The sequence below is a fragment of the Streptomyces sp. NPDC048644 genome, from assembly GCF_043199105.1.
Taxonomy (GTDB): domain Bacteria; phylum Actinomycetota; class Actinomycetes; order Streptomycetales; family Streptomycetaceae; genus Streptomyces.
The window spans coordinates 342,151-357,826 of the sequence record NZ_JBICVO010000002.1 but is presented as its reverse complement, the minus strand read 5'-3'; the positions used below and the strand labels follow the sequence as shown (position 1 = coordinate 357,826).

Below are 15,676 nucleotides of genomic sequence, written 5' to 3'. Positions count from 1 at the left end.
CCGCAGACCTGATGTGCGGAAATGCAGATACGGTGAGCTTGTGCACTCCCGTTCCCGACCGGCCGACGAGAATCCGGCCCCGCGTCCGGAGGCCGGCCGCGGCACGGTCGACCCCCGCCGGCTCCGTGCGGACGACCTGCGCTCTCTGCTCGCGGTCGCCCGCACGGGCCGTCTGGTGGCCGCGGCCGACGCGCTCGGCGTGGACCACACCACCGTCTCCCGCCGTATCGCCGCGTTGGAGAAGGCCCTCGGACTGCGGCTGATGGAGCGGGGCACCGAGGGGTGGGCGCTGACCGACGCCGGGAAGACCGTCTCGGAGAGCGCACGCGCGATCGAGGACGCGCTGGCCCGCGTCGCCGACGCGGTGTCAGGCCAGGGCACGCCGTCGCTCCGGGGCACCGTGCGGATGAGCGCACCCGACGGCTTCGGCACGGTCATCGTCACACCCGCGCTGGCCCGGGTACGCCGGCTGCACCCCGGCCTGCACATCGAACTCATCACCGCCACACGGCAGTTGACCCTGTACCAGTCCGGCGTCGATCTCGCCCTGGCCATCGGGACACCCACGGGAAGCCGCCTGGTGACCGAGCACCTCACCGACTACACGCTGGGGCTGTACGCCAGCGACGCCTACCTCACCCGGCACGGGGCTCCCCGGTCCACCGCCGACCTGCCGGAACACGCGCTGATCTTCTACGTCGAGTCGATGCTCCAGGTCGGCGACCTCGACATCGAACACCACCTTCCGGGGGCCAGCCCCGCGTTCTCCTCCACGAATGTCTTCGCCCAGCTCGAAGCGACCAGCCTGGGAGCCGGCATCGGTGTCCTGCCGGCCTTCCTCGCCCACCGGGCACAGCTACGACGGCTCCTGCCGGAAGAGGTCGACATCCGGCTGCCGATCACCCTGGCCGTACGGCGGGAAGCGGTCACCCACGCCGCCGTACGAGCCGTGCGCGACGCCCTGCGCCACGAAGTCGCCCACCGCACCGCCGACCTGCTCCCGCAATGAACCGGCCGACGCCCGGCCGCGCGATCCAGCCGGGCGCGATGCCTTTGCCGACGCTTCAGTTCCCCCGACGACGGGACCGGGGCGCGCCGCCACCCTTCGATCCACCTCCCGAGCGGGTCGGGCGGAAGGCGCCTCACTAGTAAAGGACCGGGGCAGGCACCTTTTTCGGGTTTTAGAAGAACCCCAGCTTCTTCGCCGAGTACGACACGAGAAGGTTCTTCGTCTGCTGGTAATGGTCCAGCATCATCTTGTGGTTCTCCCTGCCGATTCCGGACTGCTTGTAGCCGCCGAACGCGGCATGGGCGGGGTAGGCGTGGTAGCAGTTGGTCCATACCCGGCCGGCCTGGATGGCGCGGCCCGCTCGGTAGGCGGTGGAGCCGTTCCTGGTCCACACGCCTGCGCCGAGTCCGTAGAGCGTGTCGTTGGCGATGCTGATCGCGTCGTCGAAGTCGCCGAAGGGGGCCACGGCGACCACCGGGCCGAAGATCTCCTCCTGGAAGATCCGCATGTCGTTGGTGCCCTCGAAGATCGTCGGGCGGACGTAGTAGCCGCCCTCCAACTCACCGCCCAGTTCGGCCCGTTCGCCGCCGGTGAGTACCCGGGCGCCTTCCTTGCGGCCGATGTCCAGGTAGGAAAGGATCTTCTCCAGCTGGTCGTTGGACGCCTGCGCGCCGATCATGGTGTCGGTGTCCAGCGGGTGACCCTGGACGATCTTCTCCGTACGGGCCGTGCCCGCCGCGAGGAAGTCCGCGTAGTGACCGCGCTGGATCAGGGCGCGGGACGGACAGGTGCACACCTCGCCCTGGTTGAGGGCGAACATGGTGAAGCCTTCGAGTGCCTTGTCGAGGAAGTCGTCCGCGGCCGAAGAGACGTCGTCGAAGAAGATGTTGGGGCTCTTGCCGCCCAGTTCGAGGGTCACCGGACGCAGGTTCTCCGACGCGTACTGCATGATCAGCCGCCCGGTCGTGGTCTCGCCTGTGAAGGCGACCTTGGCCACGCGGGGGCTGGAGGCCAGCGGCTTGCCCGCCTCGGCGCCGAAGCCGTTGACGATGTTGACGACGCCTGGCGGCAGCAGGTCCGCGATCAGACTCATCAGGAAGTGCACGGAGGCGGGGGTCTGTTCGGCGGGCTTGAGCACCACGGCGTTGCCCGCGGCCAGCGCCGGGGCGAGCTTCCAGGTCGCCATCAGGATGGGGAAGTTCCACGGGATGATCTGCGCGACGACGCCGAGCGGCTCGTGGAAGTGGTACGCGACGGTGTCCTCGTCGATCTCCGAGAGGGTGCCTTCCTGGGCGCGGACCGCTCCGGCGAAGTAGCGGAAGTGGTCGATGGCCAGCGGGATGTCGGCGGCCAGCGCCTCGCGCACCGGCTTGCCGTTCTCCCAGCTCTCCGCGACCGCCAGCGCCTCCAGGTTCTGCTCCATCCGGTCGGCGATCTTGTTGAGGACGGCGGCGCGTTCGGCAGGTGAGGTGCGGGCCCAGCCGGGGGCCGCCGCGTGCGCCGCGTCCAGGGCGCGCTCCACGTCCTCGGCGGTGCCGCGGGCGATCTCGGTGAACGGACGGCCGTTGACCGGCGTCGGGTTCTCGAAGTACCGGCCCTGTGCGGGCGCCACGAACTCGCCGCCGATCCAGTGGTCGTAGCGGGGCTCGTAGGACATCACGGCATCGGCGGAACCGGGGCTGGCGTAACGGGCCATGGGGCGGTCTCCCAATCGCTTGGCGCTTGCCCTCCGCTCCCGTGCGGAGAGTGTGGCGCGCACGCTAGGGGCGGGGAGGTTGCCGGAACGTTGCGGGAGGGGGACGGGGAGGACGTTGCGGGTCGTGGGCGGGGTTCCGGTTCCCCGCTCCGGCGGCCTGACGTCGACCCGGCCCCGGCCCCGGTCACGCTCCCGTCAGCCCGTCAGCCCGTCAGCCCGTCAGCCCGTCAGCCCGTCAGCCCGTCAGCCCGTAAGCCGTCCGCAGCCGCGCCGCCTCGGCATCTGCGTTCGCGCGGGCGTGCGAGTGCGGGGGGAGTGCCTCGACCAGCGCCTCCCAGACCTCCAAGTCGTCCTCGCCCCAGGGGGTCTGTGCCCACTGCCGCAGTGCACCGGCGTCCCGGCAGGCCAGCAGGGTCCGTCGCAGCCGGTCCTCCAGGGCGGTGCGCAGGCGGCGTACGCCGGGTGCTTCGGACAGGGGCAGCAGCGGACCGTGGTAGTCGCCCAGCGCAACGGACAGATCGCCGGCCGCCAGAGCCGCCCGGACCGCAGCGGAATCCGCCTCGACGGGTCTGCGCAGCCGGTAGGGGCGGGAGGCGAGCAGCGGTCCCACCAGCTGCCTTAGACGTGACATCTCGGCCCGCAGGGTCACCGGACGCATCTCACGCTCGCCGTACAGCAGCACCGAGAGCTGATCACCCGTCAGGCCGTCGGGGTGGTGGGCGAGCAGCACCATGATCTCGCTGTGCCGCCGGCCGAGCCGCAGCCGCCTGCCGTCCACGACCAGCAGGGCCTCGTCACGCCCCAGCGCGGTGAGGCAGACCCCCGGCTGCGGGGACTGCGCGGCGAGATGGGATTCGGCGGCGCGGGCGGTGGCCTGGACGAGGGCGAGGCTGTGCGGGCTGGCCAGGTGGTCGCCGCCGGTGATGTCGACGGCGCCCAGCAGCCGCCCGGTGCGCAGGTCGTGCAGCGGGGCGGCGGCGCAGGTCCAGGGCTGCACCCGCCGGTTGTAGTGCTCGGCCGCGAAGATCTGCACCGCGTGGTCGGCGGCGAGCGCGGTGCCGGGAGCGTTGGTGCCCGCGTGCCGCTCGTCCCAGCGCGACCCGGCCACGAAGTTCATCCGCTCCGCACGCCGCACCACCCCGGGATGCCCCTCGACCCAGAGCATCCGCCCCTGCGGATCACAGACGGCCAGGAGGTGCGCACCGTCCTGGGCGATGGCGCCGAGCAGTTCACGGAAGACGGGCATCGCGCGGGCGAGCGGGTGTGCTTCGCGGTGGGTACGGAGTGCGTCCTCGTCCAGCTCGACGGGTGCCATGCCGTCCGACGCGGCCCGCGCGGCGGCCGAGCGGCGCCAGGAGTCGGCGACGACCGGGCGGACCGGCGGCGCGACCTGCCCGCCGGCCAGGAACGCCTCGTGCGCACGCCGCATGGAGGCGATCCGTTCCGCGGGATCCGTACCCGTCTCCATCGCCAGCCAAGGGTTGACCACGTATCACCTCTCCGGTGCGGCTCGGCCCCGTATGCCGATCGTGCTCGTACCGGGCCGAGCCGTAAACCCCGGCGCACGCCGGATCGTGAAGCACGCGACCGGCGCGGGGAAGGGGTGCGGGCGCGGGGGTCAGGCGGGCCGTGCGCGCAACCGCAGTCCGTCGGCGACGATCAGGTCGGAGGTGACCAGTGCCTGTTCCGCCGACACCCGCGTCATGTAGACGAAGGGCGGTACGACCGGCGGGACGGGCAGCGTGTCGGGGGTGAAGGTCAGGCAGACCACGCCCTGGAGGCAGCCGCTGAACTTCGTCAGGTAGAGCGTGACGTCGCCGGACAGCTCCAACGCATCGGATGCCAGCCGGAGTTCGGGGCCGCCGCTGTGGGTGGTGAGCCGGTAGTCGCTGAGCGAGGCGGCCTTCATGCGCAGCACCATGGCCTTCAGCGGCCCGTTGACGGTCGCTACGTCGGTGACGCCCGCCAGGGTGAAGCCCTGTGGTGCGAACCTGGTCGTGGTCACCGTCGGCGGGTGCGCCGGTGCCGGGACGCCGGCGCTGCGGACCGCGTCGGTCGCACCGGCCCGTTCCGCGGGCCCGCCGAGCGCCGTGAGCAGCGCGAGGGGCAGTGCCACTGCCAGCGCCTTGCCCGCCGCCCCGCGGGCGCCCGCCCGGCCGGGGCGCGGCTCGCCGTCCGTCCCGTCGTCCGCCGCGTCCGGCGGCGCCGGGCGCCATCCGAAGCCCATCGCCCCGCCCGCGATGCCCAGCCCCATCCCCACCAGGAAGCCGCCGAGGTTCGTCGCGGCGAACGAGAGGACGGACAGGATCAGCGCGTTGACGCTCACGTAGTGGTGCGCGGCCGGTGTGCACCACAGGAACAGTCCGGCGGCCATCAGGGCGATGCCGATGCCGATCGCCGCCAGACCGCCGAGCCCCAGACTCACCAGCACCGTCAGCGGCGACAGCGGCACCAGCAGCAGTTCGGCCCCGCCGAGCAGGAGCAGCAGCCCCGCCCAGAACGGCCGGGTGCGCCGCCAGTGCCGCAGGGCCGCCCGGCGCTCGGGCCAGGGCAGGCGCCGGTCGAGGTGCGCCGCCCAGCGGGCCCGGCGCGCCCTCAGAAGCACTTCGCACCGCCCAGGCGGACGCTGAGCCGGAGCCCGTTGAGGTGGAAGTTGCCTCCGGTGGCCGACCAGGCGTGCGAGCGGACACCCGCGACCGAGATGTCCCCTGCCTGGAGGCCGAACTTGCCCTTCGGGCCCGTGACATCGGGCACCGCGTCCAGCGACGAGGCGTCGCGACCGATCTGGGCGGTGCCGAACCTGGCGTCGCCCACCAGGTCCTCGCCGTCGATGACGAGGCTGTCGGCGCGCACCGGGCCCGCGTCGCCGCCCGCGGTCAGTTTGAACACCACAGGTCCCAGCGGTGTCTTGACCTCGGCGGACTGGCAGATGTCGGACAGCTCGGCCTTGCCGATGCCGAGCAGCGCGACGGGATGCCCGCCGCCGTCGGTATCGCGGTCCGTGTGGACGTAGGAGGCGAGACCGGAGCTGGTCAGCCTGCCCGACGACACCTGGAAGTCGGTGCCGGACACCGCGAACGAGGCGGCCAGCGCGCCGTCGGCCATCACCACCGCGAGCGCGCCCACCGCGAGAAGCGCGGGCAGCGCGGCCACGGCGGTCTTCTTCCATGAGGTCCGCCCTCCGGGCGGTGTACGGGTCGTGGTGCTCATTGCGTCCTCCCCGGGGTGGCGGTCAGCCGGCAGTCGCGGGACAGGTGCGGATGCGCGAGGGAAGTGCTTCACCGAGCCGTTGTGCAACGACATCGCAGTTGATGACGCTCTGTCATACTGCGGGAAACTCGTGATAGTTGGAGACTAGGGCGGATTTTGAATATGAGTCAACAGCGCGGACGGGCCGCCCGCACCACCGAACGATCCCCATCCCGTCGCGCCGAACTCATAGCCACCGGGCGGAAGTTGTTCGCCGACACCTCCTACGACGCACTGTCCATGGACGACATCGCGCGGCACGCCGGTGTCGCCAAGGGCCTGATCTACTACTACTTCAAGAACAAGCGCGGCTACTACCTCGCGATCATCGAGGACGCCGTGGCCGGCCTCACCGAACTGGCCGGCAGCACCCGCGACCTGGCGCCGTACGCCCGGGTCCGGCACACCGTCGACGGCTATCTGCGCTACGCCCAGCATCACCAGGCCGCCTACCGTGCCATCGTCACCGGAGGCGTCGGCTTCGACGCCGAGGTCCTGGCCATCCGCGACGCGGTACGCGACCGGATGCTCACCACCATCGCCCTGGGCGCCTGGGGCCGCGCGGACCTGCCGCCGCTGGCCAGGACCGCTTTGGTCGGCTGGCTGTGCAGCGTCGAAGGCGTCACCCTCGACTGGATCAGGGAACAGCTGCTGCCCCGCGAGACGGTGGGGGAGCTGCTGGTGCGCGGCCTGGGGGACACCCTGCGGCTGATCGAGGAGTACGAACCGGACTGCCCCGCGCCGCCCGGTCCGCAGTCCGGCTGAACCGCGGCCGGCGCACGCGAAGGGCGGGAGGCCGCAGCCTCCCGCCCTCACCTACGTACCGACGGCGGTTACTTGATCGCCTTGATCAGCTCGCCGTTGGTGGTGTCACCGCTCAGCTCCCAGAAGAACGTGCCGCCCATGCCCTGCTCGTTCTTGTAGGCCATCTTCGAGGCGATGGTCTCCGGGGTGTCGTAACTCCACCACTGGTCACCGCACTTGGCGTAGGCGGTGCCCGCCACCTTGCCGGTGGCCGGGCAGCGCTCCTTGAGCACCTTGTAGTCGTCGATGCCGGCCTCGTACTTGCCAGGGGCCGCTCCGGTGGCGGTGCCGCCCGGCTTGTCCTCGGTGACGCCCTTCCAGCCGCGGCCGTAGAAGCCGATGCCCAGCAGCAGCTTGTCCGCCGGGACGCCGAGCTTCTTCAGCTTCGCGGTGGTGTCGGTGGTGTTGAACCCGGCCTTGGGGATGCCGTCGTACGACGTGAGCGGCGAGTGCGGGGCGGTCGGGCCCTTGTCGTCCCACGCGCCGAAGTAGTCGTACGTCATCGGGTTGTACCAGTCGACGTACTGGGCGGCGGTGCCGTAGTCGGTCTTGTCGAGCTTGCCGCCGTCCGAGGCGTCCGCGCTGATCGCCGCGGTCACCAGCTGGTCCTTGCCGAACTCCTCGCGCATCGCCTTCATGACGTTGGTGAAGGCGTCCTTGCCGCTGGTGTCACAGGTCAGACCACAGTCGTTGGGGTACTCCCAGTCGATGTCGATGCCGTCGAAGACATCGGCCCACCGGGAGTCCTCGACCATGTCGTGGCAGGACTTGGCGAACGCGGCGGGGTTCTTGGCCGCCTCGCCGAAGCCGCCGGACCAGGTCCAACCGCCGAACGACCAGAGGACCTTGAGGTTCGGGTGCAGCTTCTTGAGCTTGCGCAGCTGGTTGAAGTTGCCGCGCAGCGCACCGTCGTCCCAGGTGTCGGCCTTGCCGTCGACGCTCTGATCGGCGGTGTACGCCTTGTCGTAGTCGGCGTACGAGTCGCCGATCGCGCACTTTCCGCCGGTGACGTTGCCGAACGCGTAGTTGATGTGCGTCAGCTTGTCGGCGGACCCCGACGTCTCGATGTTCTTGACGTGGTAATTGCGGTCGTAGACACCCCAGTTGGTGAAGTATCCGACGACCTTGTCGCCTGCCGCGGCCGGCTTGGAACCGGTCGTCCCGGCGGCGGTTGCGGAGGCGGCAGTGGTGCTCGGGCTCGTGGCGGTGGGGGCGCCGGCCGGAGAGGCAACGGCCTGTCCGGTGAGCAGCGAGCCGGCAAGCGCCGCCGTACCAAGCGCGGTTGCGGCGGCGATCAGCGTGCGCGGTGATCGCTTCCGTGGCGATCTGAGCATGTCGTCTCCTCGGAGGGGGGTCGAGGGGTGGAGCCCGACCTGCGTTCCGAACGGTCCTGAACGCGGTGGGCGTTGGGGAGAAGTTAGATGGACTAGACCAGTGCGTCAATGGTTCGGACCAATTTCATCGGGCGGCCCGCACCGGCCTGATGCGCACGTCCACCATTGATCAACCCGTGACGTGAGGCCGCCGATCGGGCATACTCCTAGCGCCACAGTCGCAGGTCACCGCCTTCCGCGACCCGGGAAGCGATCATCGGCTTGGCACACGGAATCCGGCGCCGCCGCCACACCCCATGCGTGCGGAGTCGCAGCGCCCGACAGGGAGGAGAGCGCCGCCATGACCCAGTACGGCCCCCGGCCGGTGGACCGCAGGCTGCCCACGGAGGAAGCCCGCGACCTGTTGACGCTCGTGCGGGAACTCATCGAGCGTGAAATCAAGCCGACGGCCGCCGACGAGGAGGACGCCGGGCACTTCCCGCGCGACACCTTCACGCTGCTGTCCGCGTCCGGACTGCTCTCCCTCCCTTACCCGGAGGAATTCGGCGGCGGACAACAGCCCTACGAGGTGTACCTCCAGATCCTCGAAGAACTCGCGGGCGCCAGGCTCAGCGTCGGCCTCGGCGTCAGCGTGCACACCCTGGCCTGTCACGCGCTCGCCGAGTTCGGCACGAAGGAACAGCGCACCGAACACCTTCCCGCCATGCTCGGCGGCGGACTGCTCGGCGCCTACTGCCTCTCCGAGCCCGCATCCGGCTCCGACGCGGCGTCCCTGACGACCCGCGCCACCCGCGAGGGCGACGGCTGGACGATCAACGGCACCAAGGCGTGGATCACCCACGGCGGGGTGGCCGACTTCTACACCGTCCTGGCACGCACCGGCGGCAGCGGCGCACACGGCATCACCGCCTTCCTCGTCCCCGGCGACGCCGATGGCCTGAGCGCCGCCGCACCCGAGCGCAAGATGGGCATGAAGGGCTCGCCGACCGCCCAGGTGCACTTCGACGACGTCCGCGTCCCCGACTCCCGCCGCATCGGCGACGAGGGCCAGGGCTTCACCATCGCGCTCTCGGCGCTGGAGTCCGGCCGCCTCGGCATCGCCGCCTGCGCCATCGGCGTCGCCCAGGCCGCCATCGACGAAGCACTCGCCTACACCGCGTCGCGCCGCCAATTCGGCCGCCCCATCGCCGACTTCCAGGGTCTGCGCTTCATGCTGGCCGACATGGCGACCCAGGTGGAGGCAGGCCGCGCGCTGTACCTCACCGCCGCCCGCCTGCGTGACGCGGGACTGCCGTTCTCCAAGGAAGCGGCGATGGCCAAGCTCTTCTGCACCGACACCGCGATGCGGGTGACCACCGACGCCGTCCAACTCCTCGGCGGCTACGGCTACACCCTGGACTTCCCCGTGGAGCGCTTCCTGCGCGAGGCGAAGGTCCTCCAGATCGTCGAGGGCACCAACCAGATCCAGCGCATGGTGATCGCCCGCCACCTCGCAGGACCCGAATCACACTGAGCGTCCGCCGTCGCGTGCCTCGGGGGAGAGATCACCCGGGGCACGCCGACGGGGCGCCGAGCGGCGAGGTGAAGTGACTGATGAGGCGTCAAGTCACTTATCCCGCCCCGCACTTCGGGTGCGCCCACGCACCGGTGCGTGCCCCGCGTCCAGGCATGCGAAAGCGCATCGGAGCGGGGTGGAGGTGGGGCGGAGGCCGCCGCGGATGACGGGGCTGGCGGCCTTCGGCGGATCGTCTGCGGCGGTCAGGCCCTGCGGCGCATCCGCGGCACCCTGACCGGCCGCTCGCCGGGCTCACCGATGTGCGAGAACGGCTGACGGCGCCAGTCCAGACTCTCCGGGAGCGTCAACAGCACGGCTGCGTCCTGCTCTTGAGCGTCCATCGAGTCCGGGGTCGCCGGGGCCTCGGTCACCGGCCGCCCGGATCCCTGGCAGACCATCAGGCCGAACGGGTTCCACGGCGAGGGGCACAGCGCGTGTTCCGGGAGGCTGTCCTCCTCGGCGAGCAGGCCGATCGGCTGCCCGCAGTCCGGGCAGGTGACCCGGAAGATCTCAAAGGTTTCGTACGTACCGTCGTCGTCGGAGAAGTCGAAATCATCGCCCTCCGTAGCGCCGGCATCGGCCTGCACGGATTCCTGCTTAAGACGTCGCATGATGTCCATCCCCCTCGGGTGGGCTGATCGGGCCGCCGACTTCCTGTGACGGGCGGTCCCGGCCACCACCAGCAATTCCCCTCATGCCGCGCGCATAATCACCGGCACCCGGCGGACGCCGATGCATGCATGTGGCATTCATCACATGAGCGGCGCAGGAGTGTCCACGATCCGGCGCGCGGTGCGCACACGCGCCCGAGCACAGTAAGTTGAGCGGGTGGAGGAGTTGGACCGACAAATCGTGGATCTGCTCGTCAAGGACGGGCGGATGAGCTACACCGACCTGGGCAAGGCCACCGGCCTGTCCACCTCGGCGGTGCACCAGCGGGTGCGTCGCCTGGAGCAGCGCGGTGTCGTACGCGGCTATGCCGCGATCGTGGACCCGGAGGCGGTGGGCCTGCCGCTGACCGCGTTCATCTCGGTCAAACCCTTCGACCCCAGCGCCCCGGACGACATCGCCGAGCGCCTCGCCGAGGTCCCCGAACTGGAGGCGTGTCACAGCGTCGCCGGCGACGAGAACTACATCCTCAAGGTCAGGGTCGCCACCCCGCTGGAGCTGGAGCACCTGCTCACCCGCATCCGCACCCTGGCCGGCGTCTCCACCCGCACCACCGTCGTCCTGTCCACCCCGTACGAGGCCAGGCCGCCGCGCATCTGAGCGGGATCCGGCCGTCCGGGGCGCATCCGGGCGGCACTTTCGGGTACGCATCCGACCCCGCGCGCCGCCCGTGCGCCCGCAGGGGCGAAACTGTCCGGTATGAGCGAGCGCACTCCCGATCCGTCCCGTCCCCGTACCGTCCTGCTCCGTGGCGGGGAGGTGCACAGCCCCGCCGATCCCTTCGCCACCGCCATGGTGGTGGAGGGCGACAGCGTCGCGTGGGTGGGGGAGGAGGGTGCGGCCGATTCCTTCGCCGACGGAGTCGACGAGGTCGTCCACCTAGACGGCGCACTCGTCACTCCGGCGTTCACGGACGCACATGTGCACACCACGGCCACCGGCCTGGCGCTCACCGGCCTCGACCTCTCGTCCGCCGCCGGCCTCTCCGACGCGCTGGCCCGTATCCGCGCCTACGCGCAGGCCCGTCCCCACGACAAGGTCCTGCTCGGCCACGGCTGGGACGCCAGTGCCTGGCCCGAAGGCCGTGCGCCGTCCCGGCCGGAACTGGATGCGGCGGCCGACGGCAGGCCCCTCTATCTCACCCGCGTCGACGTGCACTCGGCGGTGGTCACCACCGCCCTGCTCGACCGCGTCCCCGGCGTCCGTGACCTGGCCGGATTCCACCCCGACGGGCCGCTGACCGGCGCCGCGCACCACGCCGTGCGGCAGGCCGGGTACGCCACCGTCACGCCTGCCCAGCGCGCGGACGCCCAGGCCGCGGCGCTCGCCCGCGCCGCGTCCCTCGGCATCGGCAGCCTCCACGAGTGCGCGGGCCCCGACATTTCGAGCGAGGCCGACTTCACCGCTCTGCTGGCCCTGGCCGCCGAAGGCCGCGGCCCGCGCGTCGTCGGCTACTGGGCCGAGCCCATCGCATCCGCAAAGGATGCAGCCCGGATCAGGGAACTCGGCGCGCTCGGCGCGGCCGGCGACCTCTTCGTCGACGGCTCGCTCGGCTCGCACACCGCGCACCTCCACGCCCCGTACGCCGACGCCGCCCACACCGGCACCGCCCACCTCGACGCCGCGGCCGTCGCCGACCACGTCGCCCTGTGCACCGAGGCCGGACTCCAGGCCGGTTTCCACGCCATCGGCGACGCCGCACTCACCGCGGTCACCGACGGCGTACGCGCCGCGGCCGACCGCGTCGGCCTCGACCGCGTACGGGCTGCCAGGCACCGCGTCGAACACGCCGAGATGCTCACCGAGCGCACCATCGCCGCCTTCGCCGACCTGGCCCTGACCGCCTCCGTCCAGCCCGCCTTCGACGCGGCCTGGGGCGGCGACGACGGCATGTACGCCACCCGGCTCGGCGCCGCCCGCGCCCGCACCCTCAACCCGTACGCGGCGCTCCTCAAGGCCGGTGTGCCGCTCGCCCTGGGCTCCGACAGCCCGGTCACCCCGCTCGACCCGTGGGGCACCCTGCGGGCCGCGGTCTTCCACCGCACCCCCGGCCACGGCATCTCCGCCCGCGCCGCCTTCACCGCGCACACCCGCGGCGGCTGGCGCGCCATCGGCCGCGACGACGCCGGCGTTCTGGTGCCCGGAGCCCCCGCCGACTATGCCGTCTGGCGCACCGGCGACTTGATCGTCCAGGCCCCCGACGAACGCGTCGAGCGCTGGTCGACCGACCCCCGATCCGGCACCCCCGGCCTGCCCGATCTCCGCCCGGGAAACGCGCTCCCCACCTGCCTGACCACGGTCGTCGGTGGCCGTACGGTCTTCCAGCGGCCGAACGAGTGACATCGGCCGGCCGCCGCCCGCGCGGCGGCCGGCAGGTACGGACTTGCCCCACCTGCGAAGCCGCCGCACCGACCCGGCGGGACGCGAAATCGGTGCAGACGGGACACCTGTTGACAGCAGCCGGTCGGCGGCCGGTAGGTTCGGCCGAGTCCACCACAGGACGTCCGATCGGGAGACATCCGCGCTGTCGTCGAACGCAGCTGGGCCATGGGGCGGTGCACCACACCGGAACACCGCCACTGGGAGCCAGGTCCAGCACAAGCGGCACGGAGCGCAGGAAAGATTCGGCCGGTCGGCAGGTGCGACCCGGGTGGGGCCCGGACGCTCAGTAGACAACGGCTTTCGGTCGACCCGCATCCAGCGGGCCCCAGGTCGGCCCGAAGGGCACCGGGCCCCTATCCGCACCTCATCGCGGCTGTCCGCACCGCTGCGGCCCGCACCCGCCGCCCGAGTCGTCCCGCCCTTCCCGCACCCCGCAGACGGCCCCGCGGCCCACCGATGTACGGTCAGCTGACCAACGCACGACCTGCAGGAAGGCCGCGACCGTGCCATCGGGTTCCGACACCACCGAAGCTGCCGCGGGCGACAACGCGGCCGACGGTCCTGTGCCGCCCGCCGCGCCGGGCTCGTCCCCGGACGCGCCGCGCCGCCCCGGCCGACTGCGCCGCCTCGCCGCACTGGCCAGGCGCGAGGCGCCGCGCACCCTGCTCGCCGTCGTCTCCGGCGTCGCGCTCGGCCTGTCCTTCCCGCCCTACGACCTGTGGCCGCTCTCGCTCGTCGCGGTCGCCGCGCTCGCGCTGCTGGTGCGCGGCAGGACGGCCGGGCAGGGCGCGTGGAGCGGCTTCGCCTTCGCCGTGCCGTTCTTCCTGATCCTGCTGAAGTGGCTGCACGTCGTCGGCTGGGACGCCGTGGTGGGGCTGTCCATCGCCGAGGCGCTGTTCGTGGTGCTGATGGGCGCGGGCCTGGCGCTCACGTCACGGCTGCCCGCCTGGCCCCTCTGGGGCGCCTGCCTGTGGGTCGCCCAGGAGTGGGCCCGCGACCGCCTCCCGTTCGGCGGCTTCCCCTGGGGCCGGCTGGCGTTCGCCAACACCGGATCGCCGTTCACGCCGCTCGCCGCACTCGGCGGCGCCCCGCTCGTGACCTTCGCCGTCGCGCTGACCGGCGGGCTGCTGGCCGCCTGCGCGGCCGGGCTGTGGGGGCTGCGCAGGCCGGGATCCCCGAACCGCGCGCTGCCGGCCATCGAGGCGTTCGGCCTCGCCGCGGTGATCACCGCGGCCGGCGTCCTGGTGCCCGTCCCCACCAAGGCCGACGACACCGTCGACATCGCCGTCGTCCAAGGCAACGTCCAGCAGGCCGGCATGGACTTCCTCGGGCGCCCCATGAAGATCCTCGACAACCACGCCACGGCCACCGAGAAACTCGCCGCCGACGTCAGAGCGGGCCGGGTGAAGAAGCCGGACCTGGTGATCTGGCCCGAGAACTCGTCGGACCTCGACCCGTTCCAGTACCCGCAGGCGTACGACCGCATCGACGAAGCCGTGAAGGACATCGGCGTACCGGTGCTGGTCGGGGCCCTCATCGACCATCCCTCCAAGAAGGGCTACGTCTTCAACGAGGGCATCGTCTGGGATCCGAAGAAGGGCCCCGGCGCCTCGTACACCAAGCAGCACCCGGTGCCGTTCGGCGAGTACGTGCCGTTCCGCGCACAGCTCAGCAAGATCATCACGCGCTTCCAGCGGGTGCCGAGGGACTTCTACCCCGGCGATCACACGGGCGTCCTGAACATCGGCCCCGCGAAGCTCGGCGACGTCATCTGCTTCGAGGTGGCCTACGACGAGATCGTGCACGACACCGTCGACGCCGGCGCCCGCGCCCTGGTCGTGCAGACCAACAACGCCACCTACGGCCGCACCGGCCAGCCCGAGCAGCAGCTGGCCATGTCCAAGCTCCGGGCCGTCGAGCACGGCCGGGCGGTGGTGACGGCCGCCACCAGCGGAATCAGCGCCGTGGTCGCGCCGAACGGGACAGTCACCCACCAAATCCCCGAATTCACCCAGGGGGTCGTCTCCGCGAGCATCCCGCTGCGCGACGAAACGACGCTCGCCGACCGCGTCGGTGCAGCACCTGAGTGGACGCTCGCTATCGTGGGACTTCTGTCCTGCGCCGCGGCCACAGTCATCGGCCGGCGCGGGCGTTCGAAGAGCGAGAAGGGGCAGTTGTGACAGACGGCGGTCAGCGGCAGTACGGTCCGCTCGGCACCACGTTGGTGATCATTCCGACGTACAACGAGGCGGAGAACATCAAGCCGATCGTCTCGCGGGTGCGGTCCGCCGTCCCCGAGGCGCATGTCCTCGTGGCGGACGACAACAGTCCCGACGGCACGGGCAAGCTGGTCGACGAGCTGGTGGCCGAGGACGAGCAGGTCCACGTCCTGCACCGCAAGGGCAAGGAAGGGCTCGGCGCCGCCTACCTGGCGGGCTTCCGCTGGGGCATCGACCACGACTTCGACGTGCTGGTCGAGATGGACGCCGACGGATCCCACCAGCCGGAGGAGCTGCCCCGGCTGCTCACCGCGCTCAAGGGCGCCGATCTCGTGCTGGGATCGCGCTGGGTGCCCGGCGGCCGGGTGGTGAACTGGCCCAAGTACCGCGAGTTCATCTCCCGCGGCGGCAGCACCTACTCCCGGATGATGCTGGACGTCCCGATGCGCGACGTGACCGGCGGCTACCGTGCCTTTCGCGCGGACACGCTCAAGAGCCTCGGCCTCGACGAGGTGGCCTCCCAGGGCTACTGCTTCCAGGTCGACCTCGCCCGCCGCGCCGTCCAGGCCGGGCTGCACGTCGTGGAGGTCCCGATCACCTTCGTCGAACGGGAACGCGGCGACAGCAAGATGAGCCGCGACATCGTCGTCGAGGCGCTGTGGCGGATCACGGCCTGGGGCGTCAGCTCGCGGGTGTCCAAGCTCCGCGGCAAGTAGCAGCGGGCGGCCTCGCGCCTGATCGTCACGGCGACCCTCGACG

The 15,676-nt window shown here is 71.5% G+C and carries 13 protein-coding genes; 7 read left to right on the top strand and 6 right to left on the bottom strand.

The window, feature by feature from the left end; all coding sequences use genetic code 11:
* Positions 1–40 precede the first annotated feature (40 nt).
* The gene (locus ACGFNI_RS05745) at positions 41–1,009 is read left to right on the top strand and encodes a LysR family transcriptional regulator (protein ID WP_393680917.1); all 969 of its coding nucleotides are present in this window, start codon (positions 41–43) and stop codon (positions 1,007–1,009) included.
* A gap of 172 nt (positions 1,010–1,181) precedes the next feature.
* On the opposite strand, the gene ACGFNI_RS05740 is transcribed toward ACGFNI_RS05745, so the two are convergent.
* The 4 genes from ACGFNI_RS05740 to ACGFNI_RS05725 form a co-directional block, all read right to left on the bottom strand.
* Positions 1,182–2,705: an aldehyde dehydrogenase family protein gene (locus ACGFNI_RS05740; RefSeq protein WP_393680915.1), complete on the bottom strand. Its 1,524-nt coding sequence runs from the start codon at positions 2,703–2,705 to the stop codon at positions 1,182–1,184.
* Positions 2,706–2,940: 235 nt separating this feature from the next.
* Positions 2,941–4,194 carry a GAF domain-containing protein gene (locus tag ACGFNI_RS05735; RefSeq protein WP_393680913.1) on the bottom strand — a complete coding sequence of 418 codons (1,254 nt, stop codon included), beginning with the start codon at positions 4,192–4,194 and terminating at the stop codon, positions 2,941–2,943.
* Between the two features lie 129 nt (positions 4,195–4,323).
* A complete protein-coding gene (locus ACGFNI_RS05730) occupies positions 4,324–5,310 on the bottom strand; it encodes a DUF6114 domain-containing protein (protein ID WP_393680911.1) in 987 nt (328 codons plus the stop codon).
* Positions 5,301–5,915 (bottom strand): DUF6230 family protein, encoded by a 615-nt coding sequence (locus ACGFNI_RS05725; RefSeq protein ID WP_393680910.1) that lies wholly within the window; start codon positions 5,913–5,915, stop codon positions 5,301–5,303. Before ACGFNI_RS05725 ends, ACGFNI_RS05730 begins: the two co-directional genes overlap by 10 nt.
* Positions 5,916–6,071: 156 nt before the next feature.
* On the opposite strand from ACGFNI_RS05725, the gene ACGFNI_RS05720 reads away from it, so the two are divergent.
* A complete protein-coding gene (locus tag ACGFNI_RS05720) occupies positions 6,072–6,719 on the top strand; it encodes a TetR/AcrR family transcriptional regulator (RefSeq protein ID WP_393680908.1) in 648 nt (215 codons plus the stop codon).
* Between the two features lie 68 nt (positions 6,720–6,787).
* Here ACGFNI_RS05720 and ACGFNI_RS05715 read toward each other — a convergent pair whose 3' ends face one another.
* Positions 6,788–8,092, bottom strand: a complete 1,305-nt coding sequence (locus ACGFNI_RS05715; protein WP_393680906.1) for a glycoside hydrolase family 18 protein — start codon at positions 8,090–8,092, stop codon at positions 6,788–6,790.
* A gap of 340 nt (positions 8,093–8,432) precedes the next feature.
* Between ACGFNI_RS05715 and ACGFNI_RS05710 the strand changes: the two genes are divergently transcribed.
* Positions 8,433–9,605 carry an acyl-CoA dehydrogenase family protein gene (locus ACGFNI_RS05710; protein WP_393680904.1) on the top strand — a complete coding sequence of 391 codons (1,173 nt, stop codon included), beginning with the start codon at positions 8,433–8,435 and terminating at the stop codon, positions 9,603–9,605.
* Between the two features lie 245 nt (positions 9,606–9,850).
* On the opposite strand, the gene ACGFNI_RS05705 is transcribed toward ACGFNI_RS05710, so the two are convergent.
* Positions 9,851–10,267 (bottom strand): hypothetical protein, encoded by a 417-nt coding sequence (locus tag ACGFNI_RS05705; protein ID WP_393680902.1) that lies wholly within the window; start codon positions 10,265–10,267, stop codon positions 9,851–9,853.
* Between the two features lie 208 nt (positions 10,268–10,475).
* On the opposite strand from ACGFNI_RS05705, the gene ACGFNI_RS05700 reads away from it, so the two are divergent.
* From ACGFNI_RS05700 to ACGFNI_RS05685, 4 genes are all read left to right on the top strand, one after another.
* Entirely contained in the window at positions 10,476–10,916 is a 441-nt protein-coding gene (locus ACGFNI_RS05700; protein WP_393680900.1) for an Lrp/AsnC family transcriptional regulator, read from the top strand.
* Positions 10,917–11,015: 99 nt separating this feature from the next.
* Positions 11,016–12,656 (top strand): amidohydrolase, encoded by a 1,641-nt coding sequence (locus ACGFNI_RS05695; protein WP_393680898.1) that lies wholly within the window; start codon positions 11,016–11,018, stop codon positions 12,654–12,656.
* A gap of 545 nt (positions 12,657–13,201) precedes the next feature.
* Positions 13,202–14,878 carry an apolipoprotein N-acyltransferase gene (lnt, locus tag ACGFNI_RS05690; RefSeq protein ID WP_393680896.1) on the top strand — a complete coding sequence of 559 codons (1,677 nt, stop codon included), beginning with the start codon at positions 13,202–13,204 and terminating at the stop codon, positions 14,876–14,878.
* Positions 14,875–15,633 (top strand): polyprenol monophosphomannose synthase, encoded by a 759-nt coding sequence (locus ACGFNI_RS05685; protein WP_393680894.1) that lies wholly within the window; start codon positions 14,875–14,877, stop codon positions 15,631–15,633. The genes lnt and ACGFNI_RS05685 overlap by 4 nt, the downstream gene beginning before the upstream one ends.
* The last annotated feature ends 43 nt before the right edge of the window (positions 15,634–15,676 follow it).